Here is a 19,779-nt window from a genome sequence, read left to right as displayed (position 1 = left end):
CGACTATTTCCCATGCCAAAAATCAAATTTTAAATCTCAAAATCCTCTGTAATACTTGCTGCATCTAAAGCAACTTTGACGCTAAATTTTTCACTCCTTTCACCGTTAAATTTCAGTTGAATGTAAACATCAGCATTTCTAGCTGTAACTTCCCGTAATATGTCTCCCGTTTCGGAAAGCAATATTAATTTTAAACCAGGGGGTAAATGTAACAACGGTTGTGATGCTGCTATATCTTGGGTTTGTGCATCTGTGGAATAGACTTGCAACAACACACCCCAACGGCGATCGCCTTTTGGTACTAATGCTACTGCTAAAGCTACCGCTTCGCTCCTCAACTGTATTCCCAGGTCAATTAATTTGACTCTTCTCACACCTGCTGCGGGGTTCCCTGGGTTTATTTTCCATAAACTCTCTACCGCTACCCACAAGGTTTCATCGTCTTGGGTGTTACGTATCAGGTTAACTAAAGCTTTTATTGCTTCAACGTTCCCAACAGCTATTTCTCCTAATCGCTTCGCAGCTTTTCTTCTATAATGTTCATCTTGTTCGGATGCTTGTTTAATTAATATGCCAATTTCATCGGGGTCAAATGTAGAATCAACCGGACTTCTGGTGGCAATTGCTAAAGACGGTATTTGCAAAAATAATTGCCATTCAGGATCGAATTTATTTTGCAGCCATTGGGTAAGAAGATGAAATTTAGCTTCTTTTTGCTCGTTTTCAACTATTAAGTCTTGTTCTACCTGTAACGCTTCTTCTAATACCGCTTCTGTAAATTTAATACTTTTTAAATAATTGCGGTAAGCTGCTACAGGTAAGCTTAATATATCGCTAATTGCTAATTGATGTTGATGAAAATCAATAATCTGCGAGTCTTCTATAGCTTTTTTAGTGCCAATTTTTAAGCCAGAAAACTCTATTTCCGATGCTGTAGGTGGTTGGTCAATAATTTGATGATGGTAATCTCCAACGCTTAGTAATAAATCGTAAATATTGCGAGATAATCGCTTACCTACTGGCTTGAGCAAATTGCACGCAAACATTTCTTCTATTAACCAAGTTTGGGCTAATACATCTACTTCTAAACCCGAAATATCTGAGGGAATCAATAAATCTACGTCGTTCAAAAATTGAGTTTCCCCTGACAGTGGCATTACCGAAATAACTTGCCATTCGGGAGCAAATATATCGCTCGTTTCCTCCGCAACAATCACCACATAAATTGGAGGTGAATTTCCTGCCAAAAATTGTTTTGCTGGATTCGAGTAAAATTCATAGTGTTGTTCTTGAGTTACAGGACAATGTATCGAAGGACTTACTTCCCAGATTTCTCCGGGTTGCGGCTGATGCTGGATACATTTTTGTCTTGTGTTGGATGTAAATTTACTGAAATTACCCATAGGTTTGTATTCCCAGGCAATATTACTTATCGCCGCTTACTTGTAGTTATGGAGGTATCTATTACTTTTAACGAAGGAGATGATCATTCTATGTGCAGTTTTTTTAATCTTTACAAATTAAATTGGGAATTGGGAATTGGGCTTTGATAATTGTTACCACTGTGCTTGAGAAGGTTTTCTAGTAGCTTTAGAATGACGAACTTGATTTTGCTGTTGTTTGATGTCTTGCGGCTGTACTAATCCTAATTCTTGATTAACACGCTCTAAAAGTTCTTTGCGACGACGGGAAACTTCACCTTGAGTGATTTTTAAATCTATTGCCAATTGAGTTTGCTTCTTACCTTCCACCATTCCCTGCCAAAGTTTCAGGTATCCGCGATCGGGATACTGTTGGGCAAGCTTTATAATTGCTTCTTTGGCAACAATAACTATATCCGCACGTTCTACCGCATCCAATAAATCTAACTCCGAAGCAACGGTATCTAGCAAAGATACGTCTGTTCCAGCGATGATTTTATCTAAACTTTGACAGCTACTGCGTCCTTCCTTACGCACAAAATCTATCACCGCATTTCGAGCTACTGTAGCGGCCCAACAGTAAAAATTATGCGCTTGGTGAATGCTAAATTTACCCGCTTTTACCGCTTGAAACACTTTTATATGAGCCGTTTGCGCCGCATCTTCCCAAGACATTGAACTATTTCTGGTGTGCTTGCGGGCAATTTTCTCGACAAGTTGTCGATACTTCGAGTCAATTAATAGTTGTTCGTTAGGTTCTGCCGTTTGTAAAGGCATATAGATATTTCCTCCTTAATGAGGATTTATGTAATACGTTAAGTTTCGCAAACTGTAACACGCAATATCCGACGATTTTTTACAAGACTAGTCCTGTAAAAAGCGGGTTCCACTTATAGCGATCGCTAATAACGGAATGAGATAAGCTGTGATGCTTTTTGCATATACGTTTAGGCTGCGATCGCTTAGGCATTTTGAAGATGCAAAACTTAACATGGCGTGCTGCGTACTGGTGTTTATTTAAACTTCAGATTCTTTTGAGTGAATTTCCGAATATTTTTCCAAATATTTTTCCGAATATTTTTTCCATAACCAACGTTAACAAGATTAAGGAGAGTAAATCAGCCTCCTTGGTTGGATCGGAAAAATAGTTAGTCCCTAAAATCAAGTCAAACCTATTGATAGGTAAGACGAAAAAACTTTACAGAATTTACGACAATGAAAGCCCACGATTTTTAATCGTGGGATGAAATTGGAGAAAGCACCTTTAGGTGCCGTCCAAATTCTTCTATAAGCTCGCTAATACTAATCCCCCTTTCAACTGCTTCTTGCTTCATGTTTTCCCAAGCAGTTGGGGTGATTACTATTTGATGCCTTTGTTTCACTTCGTCATGCAAAATAGGTATATTTTTAACTCTTTTCTGACCTTTTTTAATTGACATCTTCAGATATTGTGTATAAACTAAATATAGTTTAACTGGATCTTGGGGGTGATTGTCAAGTGCTGATGGGTATGACGTTCAAATTAAAACCAACAAAAGAACAAGCATCAGAATTGAGTAGTTGGATAGATATGTTATTTCATCAGTACAACTACAATTTAAAAGACAGAAATTATACTTATTATGCGTCTCAGGAAGATTGGACTGCTAACCACAATTTCCCAGTGACTCATTGCGCTTTAACTTGCTGCATCTCTCGCAATGGAGCAACGGGTGAAGTTTATACCCAAAATCAAGACTTGAAAACCGGGTTATTAAAACGCCGTTCTGCTGGTGCTATTCAGGACGCTAACCTTAAAGAGCTTAAGAAATCTCGACCTTGGTATAGGCGCGTAAATAGCACTGCTCTACAGCAGAATATCAAGCGATTAGATAATGCTATGAAAGGGTTTTTCAGTGATGGTAAAGGTAGACCAAAACTTAAGCGCAGAAGCAAGTTTAAAAGTTTCACCATTACTAATATTGAGAATAAAGATATAACCTTAACTGGCATTAACATTAAAAGTCTCGGTTGGGTTGATTATCATAATTCTCGTTCTATTCCAGATGGGTTTAAAATTAAGTCAGCAACTATTAGACAAAAGGCTGATGGATGGTATATCAGTATCAAAGTTGAAGATAAAACTATTCCTCAATCAGTTGAGGTGAAACACGAAGAAATTAAAACAGTAATTGGTTGTGATTTGGGATTAACTAAACTTGTACATCTTTCTGACGGTTCACAGATAGATAATCCTAGATTTAATACCAACAAAAGAACTAAAAGATTAATGCGTGTTCGCTCTCGTCGCGCATCTCGCAAAAAAGGTAAAAACAACAAGCGTAAAGCATATAGCCGCATAGGTAGGCTGCATAAACGCATTAAACAACGACGTGAAGCTTATCAATGGCAAGTTGCAAACAAGATTGTTAAACGTGCTGACGCTGTAATTCTTGAAGATTTAAACATCAAAGGAATGTCAGCCAGATGCAAACCAAAAAAAGATGATAATGGCAACTATACAAAAAATGGTCAGTCCCGAAAAGTCGGACTTAACCGCTCTATAGCTGATGCAAGTTGGTACTCTTTAACTCAAAAAATTAACGTTGTGGCTGCGAAGTCAGGCGTATTAGTTGTTAAAGTAGCTCCTCAACATACAAGTCAAAAATGCTCGCACTGCGGACACATAGATAAAGCATCTCGCGACAGTGAAAAGTTTATCTGTACAAACTGCGGGCATTTTGACCATGCCGATCTGCAAGCAGCAAGAAACATAAAACTTAAAGGGATTGAGCAATTAGGATTGCCAATTGCTTGTAGATATCCTGCTAAGTATATAAAAACGGTACGGGTGGACTGCTCGGAACCAAAGCAACTTAGATTGTTTGAAACGCCCTACCCTGAATCAACAGGGGTTAAGGATATAAAACGCCAGCCTTGTGCTAAAAAGCGTTTGCCGGGGAACTCGTTAGGCAAACAGTTAAACCTGTTCGATGTAGATAAGATAGTGGATTCTAACTAAGCTATCTGAATCCCACTCCATGCACGGGGTGGGAGTAGTCAATACTTAATTAAGGAGACATCCCGCGATGAAATTTAATTTTTTATCGACTCGTTCGCTTTTAATGCTCAGTCTTGTTTTTCCTACTGCATCAGCAGCTGCTTATTACTGTCGAATTATTGACCTTTCAACAGTTCAATCTGATGTTTATATGGCTTTACGTTGGCGGAGTTTGCTTGAAGCATTGAGCGCTTGGTTAGAACATATTCCAGGAACAGTTATTAATCGTCCCGGAACTGGTGCGGATAATTTTTCTAAACCATTACCATCCGCTTTATCTCAACAAATTATTGATGCTACGGCAGCTTTTGGATTAATCTTTGCTGGTTGGGATTTTAAAGTAACTGATGATAATCAATATTGGTGTTTGGAAGCAAATCCCATGCCGGGATATGATGGCTATGACCTCCGACTTGGTGGTTGTATTACAGATTCATTATTAAAATTGTTAGCCTGTTGATAATTGACTCACTCCCATTCCCTAAATTCATCATTACTATTCCGAAGCAAGGAAGTAAACTGTTGACGACGACTTTCAAAGTTAGCTGCAATAAATATCAACACAATTCCAAGTAGCAAACCTATTACCCATTTCAGGAAGGGATAACGTAACACAAATATTACTAAATGATAGAAACCTGTAATCAAAAATGTTGCCGTACCGATATATAAAAAAGCGCGTATTCTTAATGCTAATCCCGCGAAAATAGCAATCAAACTCAAAATTCCTGGTATTAAACCTGGTAAAAATTTATCTTGGTAGAATACAGTCGCATATCCACAAATCATACCGCTACCTAATATTCTTAAACCGTGACGGAATGATTTATTTTGCGGTAATTTAAGCTGCGGATCGAATTGAGCAATATATAACAACGATAAGCCAATTGAGGAAATATACCATAAAGCATCGGTTAAATCTAAATCTATAAACCCACGCCACAAAGCCCAATTAAATAACGCTAAACTGATGTAGTTAAAGCGGAATTGAGTGCTAATTTTGGCGATCAGAATATAATAACCAGCTACCAATAATATACAGATAGAATAAACTTCTATTCTGGTTTCCCACAAAGATATTAACGGGATGACGTATGCAGCAATTTGCCAAGGTTTTTTAGTCCAGCGCCAACTCTCCCACGGTAAACTATAAAGTGAATAAGCAATTAAACAGGAAACTGCTGCTTGCCAAGGACGTATTTGCTCTAAGAAAAGACTTATTAACGAGGTATTTGGTAAAAAGTATCTTAAACAAGCTGCTTGGAATAAACCGATATAAACCCAAATTTCGGCTTCTGTAATTCCTTGAACCGATCGCGATGGTAATTCACTTTGTCTTCCTTGAAATATTGCGTAACAAGTTAACAATAATCCCGACAATAAAGCTAATGCATGGGCTTCTATGGGATAATTAATTGCAGCTGCTAATAACGCGCTACCTAAAGCCCAATGAAAATGAGCGCACGTTTTCAATTCTTCGCGACTCAAATGTAAATAACTTATTAACCAACGCGACAATAAGCGATAAACATACGCGATCGCAGTTGCTAGAATAGCTAAAGCAATCCAACCATCACCGATCGCACCCCCAGACATTTGCTGAAGTTGATATACCAAAAGTTCATAAGCAGCAATTGATACGCCGAAAAGTCCTAAGTAAAGCAGCGGTTTTAATTTGCGACCGCGCTTTCCTACACCAATGACAATCAAAGCTACACCCAAGGTAGATAAACCAGTCCAGCTATCAAAAGTACCTAAACGCAGCAGTACACCCAAAAGAGCGTATAGCAAAGGTAAAATATGCCAGCGGACGGGAATTGCTACTTGCTGCTTTTTATACCACCAATCTCCAAATAATTGCGTAATTAAACCCAACGCAATATTTGCGATCGCTACATAAATAATTGGCTTAGTTCCAGATCCTAATATCTCCACAACCAGCAATTCCACACACCACGCAATCCCGTAGAATGTCCACTTATTTGGTTGTTGCCAATGACGAAATGATAAAGCTAGTAAAATAATCGCGGCAGAAGTCGCATATAGTAAGATATTTGATACATCAGATATGTAAATCCATCCCGCTTGTAAACTAAGCAATAACAATTCGCAAACGCACAACGTACTCGCCCAAAAATCTGTAGCAGATGCATATATAGCTGACTCATTACCTCGTCGCAGCAATATACGAACTACCCACAAACCGAGAATAATCGCTGCTGACAACACAAACCAGCCATCAAACGATAATAAACCTCTTTCCCATACGGTTACAAAAATCAAGTTTAAAACAAAACCTACCGTAATTAACGCAGATAGTTTGTTATTTAAATATCGTGTATTGACAAACATTACAGCCGTACCTAAAGCCAAACCGATTAATCTAGTTCCAGGTACGGGTAAAGTTAATAGCTGAGCAAATATGATGGTTAAAGTACTAATCGTTAGTCGATGTTTTCTTTCTTCACTACTGCGACTAGCGATGATACTCAGAGTTATAGGTGTGACGAACCAAGTTAATCCCCAACTTGATTGATTCGTATAAATACTATTCCAAATTGTCGAATCTAGATTTATCCATAACAGTAAATAACTCAAACCTGCAAGCAGCAAACCGATGTGCCATGCACTACGTCGCCATATTCCATTCCCCACGCTAAACAACCATTCTGCGACCATCACCACCAAGCAAATAACCGCCCAAACTTGTTGTGAACTGGGGAAGAATAAATTTATCCACGAGAACAGGGTAACTATTGCGGTGATGTGAGTTAAGTAGATGAGGGGATGGGGGGATGGGGAGATGGGGGGAGAAGTAGAAAAAGATATTTTGTGATGTCGGTGGGTTACGATCGCGAGGGTAATAGTAGATAAAAGTAAATTTAAGGAGCGTAATATAGGATTTTCTAAAGCAACCGCTGTTAAAGCAATCCCTAATATTAACGTCAATATTTCGCCAAAATTTGCTAAATCCGGGTTCTTCGTAGTGCGAGCATCTTGCTCGCTGGATTTATCAACACCTTGCTCGCTGGATTCATCAACACCTTGCTCGCTGGATTTATCAACACCTTGCTCCCTAGATTTATCAACACCTTGCTCCCTAGATTTATCAACACCTTGCTCGCTAGATTTATCAACACCTTGCTCGCTGGATTTATCAACACCTTGCTCGCTGGATTTATCAACACCTTGCTCGCTAGATTTATCAACACCTTGCTCGCTGGATTTATCAACACCTTGCTCACTGGATTTATCAATACCTTGCTCACTGGATTTATCAACACCTTGCTCCCTGGATTTATCAACACCTTGCTCGCTGGATTCATCAACACCTTGCTCGCTGGATTTATCAACACCTTGCTCGCTAGATCGATCGGAAGATAAGGAACCAGATGCTTCCACTAACCTATTTTTACTTCTCAAATTATCCGTAAATGCCACTATAAAAATGATGTAGGGAAACAATCCCACACTTAATAAAGCCCAAGGATTATTCTGAGAAGTTGTAAATTGAGTCGCGGTTGTAATAATTGAAGATTGCAATTGAGCGGGTAATAATCTCCATCCCAACCACATTGACTGCAAACCAACTATAAAGAAAGCTGCAAAATCGCTTTTTAAACTATATAAATTTAACCGACTATTAAAAAACCATAAACCCAAACCGCTAATAGCGATCGCCTGTAAAGGATTACTTTCAAACGTCACGTACCAACCGAGGAATAATAATAGACCCCCGATTATTTGGGAAGGAAAGATTGGGAGGTGAGGAGAAGATTCTCCTTCTCCCCTTTTCCCTTCCTCCCGTTGCGCTAACCAAGCTATTAACCAACCATAAATACCAATAGCTAAACCTAAATTTGCAACATCTACACCAGCGCTAAAATTTGCTCGGAGCAATACCAGCATTGAGGCATAAATAATCACCGCAGCGAAAACATTTTTTCCCCAATTATCAGATAAACTTTTTTCTGTTTCTACCCTCCTAATACGACTTTGATAAACAGTAATTATAGTTGTACCGATCGCAGCTAAATAAACTGCAATCAAGGGAAATCCTGAAAACTTCCAACCCCAATGTAGATAACTTAATCCAAGAATATTTATTAAAGATAATTTATTAACTGGAACACTTCGGGCAAATATTGATTGCTTGGATAACAATACAGCTATTCCCGTCAAAATAATTGCCGCAATACCGACTAAAAGCCAGTTTATCGGATTTTGCCACAAACTAAAGCTATCCATTGCCCAAAAGTTGACCGGAATCAGCAGCATTGTGACAATACGCAAAGCGTCACTTGTCAACCGTAAATTTGCTTGTTTACCAGTCCAAACACCGAGTCCCCAAAAACCCAAAGTGTAAGCAAATAAAACCCCATACTGTAAAAAAGGCGTAAATCTCTCCCACTGAGTTGCCGCAAGCGCTCCAGAGGAAATTACGACACTAAACATTCCTAAAAATAGCAGCCAACGGACGCTTAATTCTGCCCGTAGCGATCGCCATATCGAACCAAAAAAATTAGGTGTAGCCACTACTGGCTTTCCCGTAATTTCACTAGGCTCTGAAATAACTTTTTCAATCTGCCTTTTAGGTATTTCAGCCTGTAACCTAACCTGACAAACCAGATGCTCTCGGCATATTTGCTTGACTTGAGCGTCAGATATCAAATCCAAGCGTAACCAATCATCAAGTCCCTGCAATAAATGCGGATGTTCTGAAGCAAGCCTGACTTCAAATTCAAACGAGCGGTTAAAATTGGATGGCATAATATAATGCACCCTACTAGTACAATGATTACATCATCCCTTAGATGTATATACTGGTGTGAATTATTTATGACACTTCTGTGGCTGAATGAAGCTGTTGTTACATATAATAATAGTAATTAATGACAAACTTTTGAGAAACAAGTCATTGCAGACATTATAGGAGCGTAGAAAATGCTGAAAACTAACTTTCTGGCTGCTTTCGGAATAGTCGTAACTATAGCAAGTGTCGTCAACCCAGCAAACGCACAGTCTAATAGAGGTTATACTCTATCGGGTGATTCCTTAACAGGAATCAATCAAAGAACAGCCAATGAAGATTTCTCGATATTTTTTATTAACCAGTCTTCTAACAGAACACCAGTTAATAATTTACAGCAAAACACCTTTACCAACACAGGTTACAGTCAAGTTGAACAACAGGTTCAGATTGGGAATACACCCGTTTTACTGCAACCCGGACAACAGACGCTTACTGGTAATGATGGATTGCAGTTACAGTTTGATTTGACTAACATTGATAAATCAAAGGATTTTAAATAAAGCTCAAATTAAGGGATTGTAGAAAGCAGTCTTTCTTGAATAATCTCTCGAAATTCAGTCGTCGTAATTTAACAATATTGTATTCTCAGGTGAAATCAAACTTAAATAACGATAATGAAGCCCGTTTTGACGGGTTTTATTTTTGTGATATCTAAAATTCAGAACTTATTCTAGATTAGTGCGATCGCAATTAAAAAAAGCTCTAAAATTATTTATCTCTCTATATTTCTTTCCTCAACCTCCGAGAGCGTGTTTATTTTTTTTGAATTTAATCAAACATCTATCAAACATCTATCAAACATCTATCAAACATCCATCAAATATCAATATCTAACTGTTCTACTTGTCTAGCAGCTTTCTCCCAAAGCTTTGCTGAAGCCTCATCTTGCCAATGTTCTCTAAGATTCTCTGCTTTTTTGTGACAGATTCGTTCTAACATTTCTAAGACTGTAGATAATGTCAATTTATCAATTAATGCTTCTAAAACTTCTATATATTCTTTGTGCATGATTATTAAATTATTAATGTCCGCTAATATCTTATGACAAAAACCATATAGATTACTTTTGCATTTACAAATAATAAATTAAGATTTGTTTCCAGCTTTCAAACACTCGATTTATTAGATGTGGAGGTGATTCTTTCGTAAAACCGAGCCATAATTCTCCATTCCTACCCACTTTAAAGTAAAATTATTGCTTGAGAGAAAGGAGGGGGAAAGTTGACACGAGTAATTATAGTACGTCACGGTCAAAGCACTTACAACACCGTCAAACGGATTCAGGGACATTTAGACGTATCGGAATTGACCGAAAAAGGTTGTAGTGATGCGGTAAAAGTTGGTAAAGCAATTAATCATATTTCATTTGATGCGATTTATTGCAGTCCCCTCAAAAGAGCCAAGCAAACCGCAGAAATTATTCACCGCGAAATCAAAGCCAATTTTGAGAATATTCCCACTCTTGAAATTACCGATAAACTTAAGGAAATTCATCTACCTTTATGGGAAGGAATGCTTGCTACAGAAGTGCAAGAAAAGTTTTCTGAAGACTATAAAGTATGGAAAGAAAACCCCGATAAATTGCGGATGCTGATACAAAATGGTGAAACAACCGTCGAATATTTTCCCCTAAAGGCATTATACGAACAAGCAACAGAATTTTGGCAAGAAATTTTACCCAAACATCAAAATCAAACCATACTTGTAGTAGCCCATAGCTGTATAAATCGATGTTTGATTCAAGCTGCAAATAATATTTCTCCGGCTTATATGCAGCGTATTCAGCAATCGAATTGTTGTATAAATGTACTTAATTTTTCTGGTAATTTGCAGGAAAAAGTTTACATAGAATCATTCAACCAAACTCAACATATGGGACAAGCTTTACCCTCATTGCTTCCGAATCATGGAGTTAGATTATTATTAGTTCGTCACGGCGAAACTGATTGGAATCAGCAAAGTAAGTATCAGGGACAAGTTGATATTCCACTTAATCAAAAGGGACAATTACAGTCGGAACAAGTATCTGATTTTCTCAAAGATGTTTCCATTAACAAAGTATTTAGTAGCGGTTTATTGCGAGCAAAAGAAACAGCAGAAATTATCTTACAGCACCATCAACATATTAATTTAGAATTAAATGATGGATTTAAAGAAATAATTCACGGACTGTGGCAAGGTAAAGCAGAAGCAGAAATAGAGCAAGAATTCCCCGGAGCATTGCAGCGTTGGAGGGAAACTCCAGAACAATTTAAAATGCCTGCTGGAGAAACTTTACAGCAAGTTTGGCAGCGCACGGTAGAAGTTTACGAATCAATTTTAGATACAGCATTAACTAATAAATTAAATACTGTATTGATAGTTGCTCATGGAGTGACCAATCAAATTTTACTTTGTCATATTTTAGGTTTATCACCAGAATATTTCTGGAATTTTCGTCAGAGTAATTGTTGTTTAAATGTAATTGATTACCCCAAAGAAAAAAATGCTTTACCAGTGGTAGAAGCTATTAATATTACCTCTTATTTAAATGGCAGCGTATTAGATGAAACGGTAATTGGAGCGTTGTAAAGAGTTAGGAGTTAAGAGTTAGGAGTTAAGAGTTAGAGAATTTATTTAATTACAAATTATATTATGACAACCGAACTTTTACAGCAAGTAAGAATTATTAACCCTTTAACTCAAACCGACCGAGTTGGTGATGTATTGATTGAGGACGGTTATATTCGCTCAATTAACGATAAAATTAAAAGTTCCGATATCCCCGACAATACTTCTATTCGTGAATGTCAATCTTTGATTTTAGGTCCGGGATTAGTCGATTTATACAGTCATTCCGGGGAACCGGGTTTTGAGGAAAGAGAAACTCTGACATCATTGCTCAAAGCTGCTGCAGCTGGTGGTTTTACTCGCATCACTGTTTTACCAAACACATCCCCACCCATCGATAATCCCGCAGTTGTCGCCAAATTACAGCAGCTTCACAAGGCTTCGCAATCTAACCCTCTCCCCTTGCTCAACATCTGGGGTGCAATTACACGGGATGTTAAAGGGGAAAAAATGACCGAATTCGCCGATTTAAAAGCTGCGGGAGTGGTCGGTTTCGCAGATGGTGACGCTTTGAATAATTTAGCCTTGGTACGTCGATCGCTAGAATATCTGCAACCTTTTAGAAAACCTTTAGCCTTTTGGTGTTGCGATCGCAATATTTCCTCCGATGGAGTGATGCGTGAAGGTGCGAATTCGATTCAATGGGGTTTACCCGGAATTCCCGCAACTGCCGAAACTTCTGCGATCGCTGCTTTACTCGAAGTAGTTGCCGCTACTTTTACCCCCACCCACATCATGCGCGTTTCTACCGCTCGCAGCGTGGAACTCATTGCAGATGCGAAATCCAAAGGTTTACCCATCACCGCTAGTACTACTTGGATGCATCTTTTACTTGATACAAAAGCAGTTAAAAGCTATGATAATTCGCTAAATATAGAACCTCCCCTAGGAAATCCAGAAGACATGATGGCATTGCGTCGGGGAGTAAAGCAAGGAATAATAGATGCGATCGCGATCGACCATTCACCATATACTTACGAAGAAAAAACCGTAGCCTTTGCTCAAGCACCACCAGGAGCGATCGGTTTAGAGTTAGCGTTACCCTTGTTGTGGCAATTGGTAGAAACGGGTGAATTGACAGCTTTGGAATTATGGAAAGCACTTTCTACCAATCCAGCGGAATGTTTAAAGCAAAGTCCGAGTAAAATTGCAGCAGGTGAGAAAGCAGAATTAACTTTATTTAATCCCCAGCAAAGTTGGAAGGTTGAAAGTAAGATTTTGCATAGTTTATCGAGTAATACACCGTGGTTAGGGAAAGAATTGACGGGTAAAGTTGTGGGGATTTGGTGTTAAATGAAAAGAAATTGTAGGGTGCTGTGACGCTGAGAAAAAACTTGAACGTCGCAATTAGACTTGTATAGCGTCACGCACCACCCTAATTTTGTAATTTTTATTTTTGATTAATTTTAAGATATATTAATTTAGATAAAAATAGTAGTCCTCTTGAGAGGACTTATGCTATTAGCCTGGGAATTGCATTCCCAGGTGGGTATGAAAGAAGTTGAAATATTAAAGAATAAATATGGATAACTTAAATTATCAAAATATTATTAAAGAAACCTTGATTCCCTATACCAAAATACCCTACTCATATGGGGATATTGAATACAGACCAGTTTTTGATGACGATAATAACTTTAGGATGGCATGGTGCAAAGCGAATTCATGGTTGTTTAATTCCAGGACTTACGCAAAGCCCCCCTTTTTAAGGGGGGTTGGGGGGATCAAAATTCGTGGAATACTGATTTTCTCGTTCAGTTTGCGTAAGTCCTAAATTCATCTAGAAATCATTGATGGCAAAATATGGGTGCAGCGCGACGATACAGAAGATGGTGTCACTTATGATTTAGAAGAAGCTGGAATTCTTAAAGATAAAATTGTTTTGGGTTTTCATCCTCCTAATGTTAGACAACATACCGGATATGCTGTTGCTTGAATCAACTTTTTATCAAAAATAACAACTATCGCACTCTTAAATTATTTTTTCCAATCAAAAAACCCGGCTTTTCCAAAAAACCGAGTTTCTCAATATTCAAATTATTACATTAAAAGTTTAATCTACCTTTTCAATTGCCTTAGCAGCAAGATAAGGCTTGTTCGTGTAAAGCTTAACTACATCTGGGGTAAAATCTAAACCGTAATCTTTCTTAATTAACGCTGCGTCAAAAGTACCGATTACGCCACTTACTTCAACATTAGTACCAACAGGAGGAGCATCTTGATTGCTTACTACTAATATCGGTTGTCCGCGTAGAGATTCTTTATCGTAAGCAATAAACGCTTTTGGACCAACAACTTCTGTAACTTTAGTACTTACGGTAACATTCTCTCCAACTAGTTCTGCGTTAGGTAATCCCGCACTTGGAGGTATGTTATCGGTAGAATCTGGTAATGCAGCACCCGTAGCCCCTGGAGTTGTAGTAATTCCTGGAGTTATAGTATCTGTCGTTGTATCTCCTGTAGTTGTCGCTCCCGGTGTCTGTTCTGTTGATTCTACAGTACCTATTTTGTCATTTGTATCGCAACCAGTAAATACTAATGCAAGAAATCCTAATGCGATCGCCCCGTTTGCTTTAGCAATTTTTTTAATTAAATTATTGGTTTTAAAATCTCTTTTAGCAATTTCGCTATTATCTGTAAGTCTATTCATCATTCAATTTCCTCTATACGTTACTATGTCCAATCTTTAGTAATTAGTGATTGCTATTAACTTGTAATTTAATCCCCATCAAACTCGCTTCTAATTTTTATCGTGAGTAAACGTGAGAAAACATGAGAAAAAAGCAGGACAATCCATTCAAACTAATAACTGGACATAAACATTTGTTAATAACAGCTTAAATAAGTTAGTTACATATCGCTTCTATCTCTGGAAGGAGAATAAATTTAATTTTAAATAGAGTTTTTATGATTTCCTTTCTTTTGGTAGATGCGATAATATCATTAATATCCGATTAAATAATCGAATCGCTATATAATCATGACACTTCTTAACGATCGTAATTTATCATTAGAAGATGTTCAACGCCTTTTAGGATTTCAAAAGCAGTACAACGACTCATTTACTTCATTATTGTCTCTCGAACCTTTAACAGAATTAGAACAACAATAACTGTTACAAATCCGAGATGATTTTGATTATGGTTAATTTCCCCTTGGCTAAATATTTTTCCAAATTCTAAGAAGGTTACTTGGATTTAACCGTTTGATTGCTGATATTAATCAATACCAACCATTTTATTCTTCCGGATAATCTCGCTTATTTATTATTTCTTGAATTCGGAGAGTGACAAAAGAGGGATATAAATATATAAATTTAGTATTTAATTCATTCCATATCCTGAAGCCGCAAAAAAATTTTCAATGAGCATAATGTGAGATAATATAGTTATGAAATTGATATTTCCATAATGGGAATATTTGCATTTTTTTTGAGACGGACAATATTCCCATTATGATAATTACCTCTAAAAAAAGAATATCACAAAAACAGCACCTTATTCAAAAAAAAATTTGATTTTGATCGCTTCAAACAGAATAAATAGTGTAAAAAAATACTAATAAAATAAAAAAGCAGTATTTTTATTGAGAAAAACCCGATATTATATCAAAGCGGGTAGCAACTAATATAACACGGGTTTAAGTATTAGCAGAAAAGAAGAAATCATCTAATAAACTCACCGTAAGCGCTAATAATCCAACAAATCCACCAACTCCATCACCTGCTCCCGCTTCACCAAAGAATTAGCACACAAAATACCGCTAGCAGCAACCGCAGGAACTCCAATTCCCGGCATTGTACTGTCACCGACGCGATACAATCCTTTTATCGGTGTATTAGTACTAGGAAACATTCCCTTACCAGCCGCGATCGCAGGGCCATAAGTTCCTTGATATCTTCTCAAATAACTAGCGTGAGTTAATGGTGTACCAATAAGTTCTAAATCTACACGCTCTCTAATATCTGGAATTACTTTTTCTATAGCTTGATATAAACTTTGTGCTTTTTGCTTTTTCTTCTCTTCATAATCAGAATCTTTTTCCCACCCTGCATAAGGTTCCAAAGTATAAGCATGAACCACATGATGATTTAGGGGAGCGAGTGTTGCATCCCAAACGCTGGGAATCGATATCATACAGGTGTTTCCCGGCACGGTAATATCTTGTTTAGCATCGTGAACTACTACATGATGTCCCGTCAATTTTTCTAGACCTTCACCTCTAAATCCTAAGTGTAAATGCATAAAACTTTCTACTGCGGGAGTATCTAAAGCTGCTTGACGGTAAGATGCGGGTAAATCTTCAGGAATTAATAATTTGCTGTAGGTATCCCAGATTGTGGCATTGGAAATTACCACCGGGGCTTTTATAACCTCTTCACCCCCCTTTTTTAAGGGGGGCTGGGGGGATAAATGCACTCCTACCGCTTGATTATTTTCTATAATAATTTGCTCTACATGACATCCCAAACGCAACTCTCCACCGTAACGCTGGAATCCGCGCACCAGAACATCTACGATCGCACCACTACCTCCCAAAGGATATTCAATGGCAGTATGGGAACGTTCCCCTAACATAAATGCTACTTCTGGGGCAATAGTCCCGCTTGCCTTTAAACCAGATAACAGAAAGCATTCCAAGTCAATTAGTCGCCGCACCCAGGGGTCTTTCACCGTCGCATCCATCACACTACCTACCGAACTTTGAACTAAGGGTAAATTCGGGAGCATTTTTAATAAAGACGGTAAATAACGACTCAGTAAAATAGGAATTAGCTGCCAATCGGCTCGCAAAGCCAAAGTCGGAATCCCTTTCATTGCATCGTATAAAGGCAACAAACGACTTTCAAATTCTGCTAACTCCCTGGCACCTTGAGGCGTAATTTTCGCTACCTCTTCCTGGTAACGCTGAGAATTACCGTAAACTGCAAAGCTACCTTCCGGAAAATGATAGTGTCCGAGGGGGTCATAAGGTACAGTTTGGAGAGATTCACCTAAAATATCGAGAACTTGTTTTACAGGATTCAAACTTCTAGGGTCACTCAGTCCACAATAGAATGAAGGCCCAGAATCAAATTCAAATCCTCGTCGTCGGAAACTATGAGCAGCACCACCCGCTACTGTATGGCTTTCGCAAACGATTACCCGCTTACCGTAACGACTGAGTAATGCAGCAGCAGTTAATCCACCGATACCACTACCAATGACTATGACATCAAAATTTTTCACTATTAGTTGATAGTTGTTAGTTGTTGTACTTCTTCTAACTACTATCCACTATCTACCCTCCTGATGAATCAATGACACAAACATTAGAACAACCATTAGAACAACCATTAGAACAACCACTAATTCAATTAAAAGGCGTTTCTAAGTCTTATGGTCAAAATAAGATTTTAGATCAAGTGGATTTCAATATTTACCGGGGAGATGCATTAGGAATAATTGGTCCTTCAGGAACTGGTAAATCCACTATTTTGCGGATAATTGCTGGGTTAACCGCTCCCGATGAAGGAGAAATTTTTGTCCAAGGAGTAAAGCGAGAAGGTTTGGTAGAAGATGGTGTGGATGCGTTGGGAATTGGAATGGTTTTCCAGCAAGCGGCTTTGTTTGATTCCTTGACAGTGGATGAAAATGTTGGCTTTTTACTTTACCAGCATTCAAAGCTTTCTAAAAGAACAATTCGGGAACTAGTTGAGGAAAGATTGGAAATGGTCGGTTTACCTGGAGTCGCAGATCGATTTCCCAGCGAACTTTCTGGAGGGATGCGGAAACGGGTGAGTTTTGCTCGTGCTATTATTTCAAATCCAGATAAACCCGAAGAGTCCCCAGAAGTTTTGCTGTACGATGAGCCTACAGCCGGATTAGACCCCATTGCTTCGACAATAATCGAAGATTTAATTCGGCAATTACAGTTTGCACAAGGAACTTCTAGCAGCTACGCGATCGTTACCCACCAACATAGTACAATTCGTCGTACCGCTGACAGAATCGTGTTTCTCTACCAAGGTAAAGTCCAGTGGTCAGGAACAGTCTCCGAAGTTGACACCACAGACCATCCTTCTATTAGACAATTTATGAGCGGAAACATTGAGGGCCCAATTAAAATTGCCGGTGCATGAAAAACTAAAAATCACAAAAATCACTTATCTTGGCGATTAATCGCGATTAATTAATTTATAAATCATCTAAATCATCTAAATTATTAGTGATAAAACAATGTCCGAATATTTATTTACAACTCAAACTTATAACTGTAGCTCTAGAAGGAGGTGAAAAATGCGATCGCGATTGGTTCGAGAAGGTTCTGTAGGATTGTTAATCTTATTCGGTTTAGGAGTCTTTGGATTAATTTTCCTTTGGCTCAATAGAATCAGCGCTGCCGGTCGTACCTATAGCTTTATTGTAGAGTTTAAGGACGCTGGTGGAATGCAAAAGGGTGCTGTTGTGCAATATCGTGGTGTAAAAGTCGGCAACATCGCTGAAATTAAAGCATCTGCCAACAGCGTTGACGTAAAACTGGATATAAACAAAACCGATTTAATAATTCCCCGTGATGTCAAAATTGAAGCGAATCAGTCTGGATTAATCAGTGAAAGCATTATCGAGATTACACCACAAAGAACTATTACCCGTTCAAATGTAGATGGTGGACCTTTAGATAAAAATTGCGACCCCACTATTATTATCTGTAACGGTTCCCGTGTTAAAGGTGAAATCGGCATCAGCGTTGACGAACTGATTCGCTACAGCAGCCGTTTATCAGAAGTTTACAGCCGACCGGATGTATATAACAACGTCAATCAAGCTTTAAAAAATACTTCCCTAGCAGCAGCACAAGTCGCTCAACTAACTCGTGATGTTTCCAGTTTGACAAAAGCCACACAACAAGAATTAAAAACTTTCTCTTCCGCCGCCAACCAAGTAGCAACCGCTGCAACTAGAGTTAGTACATCCACTGATAGAACCATAAATCAATTCGGTACTACCGCTTCGCAACTCAATGCAACAGCAAAACAATTTAGCGGTACAGCAGAAAAATTTAGCGGTACAGCTAATGAAATTAGTTCCACTGCGAATCAAGCTTCCAGACTATTAAGCAACATTGATAACTTAGTCACCACAAATCGTTCCTCACTTGTTGGTGCATTAAACGACATCACCGCAACCAGTTCTCAATTAAGAACAACTCTTGGTAGCCTATCACCAAGCATCAACAAATTCACCCAAGGAGAATTACTGCAAAATCTCGAAACACTTTCAGCCAATGCAGCAGAAGCATCAACAAATCTACGCGACATCACCAAAACACTCAACGACCCCAACAATTTACTAGTGTTGCAACAAACACTAGATTCCGCGAGAGTCACCTTTGAAAACACCCAGAAAATTACCTCAGATTTAGACGAATTGACAGGAGACCCCAAATTTCGGCAAAACCTCCGTGAACTAGTCAATGGTTTAAGTGGTTTAGTTTCTTCCACCGAACAAATAGAACAGCAAGTAAAATTTGCAGCCACCCTCGACTCAGCAAAAGCCAGTCTCAACCCACCAAGTCCAACCAGAAAGCAGCCTTTTAGATTTGAGTCCTCATCCGCTAATGTTAAAAGCGACGCAAAAATCAAGCAAACAAAACCACAGTCAAACTCATCTCAAGAAGAGTTGTTAAAACAGCTTCGAGAATATCAGAAGAATAGATGAGGAGATGGGGAGATGAGGGGACAAGGGGATGGGGGGATGGGGGGATGGGGAGATGGGGGGATGGGGAGAGGGGGAGATGGGGGAGATGGGGAGATGGGGAGATGGGGAGATGGGGAGATGGGGAGATTGATAGCGAGCGAGACGCTCGCACTACTAACTCCGAACACGGATTAAATGGATGACACTGATGACACT

General features: G+C 38.6%; 16 protein-coding genes and 1 pseudogene. 10 read left to right on the top strand and 7 right to left on the bottom strand.

Annotation, left to right across the window (positions count from 1 at the left end):
• Window positions 1-29: 29 nt before the first annotated feature.
• The 3 genes from VB797_RS31000 to VB797_RS30990 form a co-directional block, all read right to left on the bottom strand.
• Entirely contained in the window at window positions 30-1,403 is a 1,374-nt protein-coding gene (locus VB797_RS31000) for a DUF1822 family protein (RefSeq protein WP_323241623.1), read from the bottom strand.
• Between the two features lie 153 nt (window positions 1,404-1,556).
• Window positions 1,557-2,198, bottom strand: coding sequence for a sigma-70 family RNA polymerase sigma factor (locus tag VB797_RS30995; RefSeq protein ID WP_323241622.1), 642 nt, complete (start codon window positions 2,196-2,198; stop codon window positions 1,557-1,559).
• 455 nt (window positions 2,199-2,653) lie between these two features.
• Window positions 2,654-2,860, bottom strand: a complete 207-nt coding sequence (locus VB797_RS30990) for a hypothetical protein (protein ID WP_323241621.1) — start codon at window positions 2,858-2,860, stop codon at window positions 2,654-2,656.
• Between the two features lie 71 nt (window positions 2,861-2,931).
• Between VB797_RS30990 and VB797_RS30985 the strand changes: the two genes are divergently transcribed.
• Together VB797_RS30985 and VB797_RS30980 are read left to right on the top strand one after the other, a co-directional pair.
• Entirely contained in the window at window positions 2,932-4,422 is a 1,491-nt protein-coding gene (locus VB797_RS30985) for a transposase (RefSeq protein ID WP_323241620.1), read from the top strand.
• Between the two features lie 67 nt (window positions 4,423-4,489).
• Window positions 4,490-4,921 carry a hypothetical protein gene (locus VB797_RS30980; RefSeq protein ID WP_323241619.1) on the top strand — a complete coding sequence of 144 codons (432 nt, stop codon included), beginning with the start codon at window positions 4,490-4,492 and terminating at the stop codon, window positions 4,919-4,921.
• 8 nt (window positions 4,922-4,929) lie between these two features.
• Here the strand turns inward: VB797_RS30980 and VB797_RS30975 are convergent, their stop codons facing one another.
• Entirely contained in the window at window positions 4,930-9,231 is a 4,302-nt protein-coding gene (locus VB797_RS30975) for a hypothetical protein (protein WP_323241618.1), read from the bottom strand.
• Window positions 9,232-9,405: 174 nt separating this feature from the next.
• On the opposite strand from VB797_RS30975, the gene VB797_RS30970 reads away from it, so the two are divergent.
• Window positions 9,406-9,774 (top strand): hypothetical protein, encoded by a 369-nt coding sequence (locus tag VB797_RS30970; RefSeq protein WP_323241617.1) that lies wholly within the window; start codon window positions 9,406-9,408, stop codon window positions 9,772-9,774.
• Between the two features lie 316 nt (window positions 9,775-10,090).
• Here the strand turns inward: VB797_RS30970 and VB797_RS30965 are convergent, their stop codons facing one another.
• Entirely contained in the window at window positions 10,091-10,282 is a 192-nt protein-coding gene (locus tag VB797_RS30965) for a hypothetical protein (RefSeq protein ID WP_323241616.1), read from the bottom strand.
• A 213-nt stretch (window positions 10,283-10,495) separates the two neighbouring features.
• Here VB797_RS30965 and VB797_RS30960 point away from each other — a divergent pair, with 213 nt between their 5' ends.
• From VB797_RS30960 to VB797_RS30950, 3 genes are all read left to right on the top strand, one after another.
• The gene (locus tag VB797_RS30960) at window positions 10,496-11,845 is read left to right on the top strand and encodes a histidine phosphatase family protein (protein WP_323241615.1); all 1,350 of its coding nucleotides are present in this window, start codon (window positions 10,496-10,498) and stop codon (window positions 11,843-11,845) included.
• A gap of 63 nt (window positions 11,846-11,908) precedes the next feature.
• Window positions 11,909-13,177, top strand: coding sequence for a dihydroorotase (locus VB797_RS30955; RefSeq protein ID WP_323241614.1), 1,269 nt, complete (start codon window positions 11,909-11,911; stop codon window positions 13,175-13,177).
• Between the two features lie 481 nt (window positions 13,178-13,658).
• Window positions 13,659-13,820 carry an element excision factor XisI family protein gene (locus VB797_RS30950; RefSeq protein ID WP_323241635.1) on the top strand — a complete coding sequence of 54 codons (162 nt, stop codon included), beginning with the start codon at window positions 13,659-13,661 and terminating at the stop codon, window positions 13,818-13,820.
• Between the two features lie 117 nt (window positions 13,821-13,937).
• Here VB797_RS30950 and VB797_RS30945 read toward each other — a convergent pair whose 3' ends face one another.
• A complete protein-coding gene (locus VB797_RS30945) occupies window positions 13,938-14,537 on the bottom strand; it encodes a hypothetical protein (RefSeq protein ID WP_323241613.1) in 600 nt (199 codons plus the stop codon).
• 327 nt (window positions 14,538-14,864) lie between these two features.
• Between VB797_RS30945 and VB797_RS30940 the strand changes: the two are divergent.
• Window positions 14,865-14,993: pseudogene (locus VB797_RS30940) on the top strand (restriction endonuclease subunit R); the annotation flags it as partial.
• A gap of 580 nt (window positions 14,994-15,573) precedes the next feature.
• Here VB797_RS30940 and VB797_RS30935 read toward each other — a convergent pair.
• Window positions 15,574-17,112, bottom strand: a complete 1,539-nt coding sequence (locus VB797_RS30935) for an NAD(P)/FAD-dependent oxidoreductase (RefSeq protein WP_323241612.1) — start codon at window positions 17,110-17,112, stop codon at window positions 15,574-15,576.
• 71 nt (window positions 17,113-17,183) lie between these two features.
• Here VB797_RS30935 and VB797_RS30930 point away from each other — a divergent pair, with 71 nt between their 5' ends.
• The 3 genes from VB797_RS30930 (at window position 17,184) to VB797_RS30920 (ending at window position 19,766) form a co-directional block, all read left to right on the top strand.
• On the top strand, window positions 17,184-18,005 hold the full coding sequence (locus VB797_RS30930; protein ID WP_323241611.1) for an ABC transporter ATP-binding protein: 822 nt from the start codon (window positions 17,184-17,186) through the stop codon (window positions 18,003-18,005).
• 157 nt (window positions 18,006-18,162) lie between these two features.
• A complete protein-coding gene (locus VB797_RS30925; RefSeq protein ID WP_323241610.1) occupies window positions 18,163-19,584 on the top strand; it encodes an MlaD family protein in 1,422 nt (473 codons plus the stop codon).
• On the top strand, window positions 19,581-19,766 hold the full coding sequence (locus VB797_RS30920) for a hypothetical protein (RefSeq protein WP_323241609.1): 186 nt from the start codon (window positions 19,581-19,583) through the stop codon (window positions 19,764-19,766). The genes VB797_RS30925 and VB797_RS30920 overlap by 4 nt, the downstream gene beginning before the upstream one ends.
• Window positions 19,767-19,779: the final 13 nt, after the last annotated feature.

The sequence above is a fragment of the Rivularia sp. UHCC 0363 genome, assembly GCF_034931125.1.
Classification (GTDB): Bacteria; Cyanobacteriota; Cyanobacteriia; order Cyanobacteriales; family Nostocaceae; genus Rivularia.
Note: the sequence above shows the minus strand (reverse complement) of the source record. Positions and strands in the feature narration are given on the sequence as shown.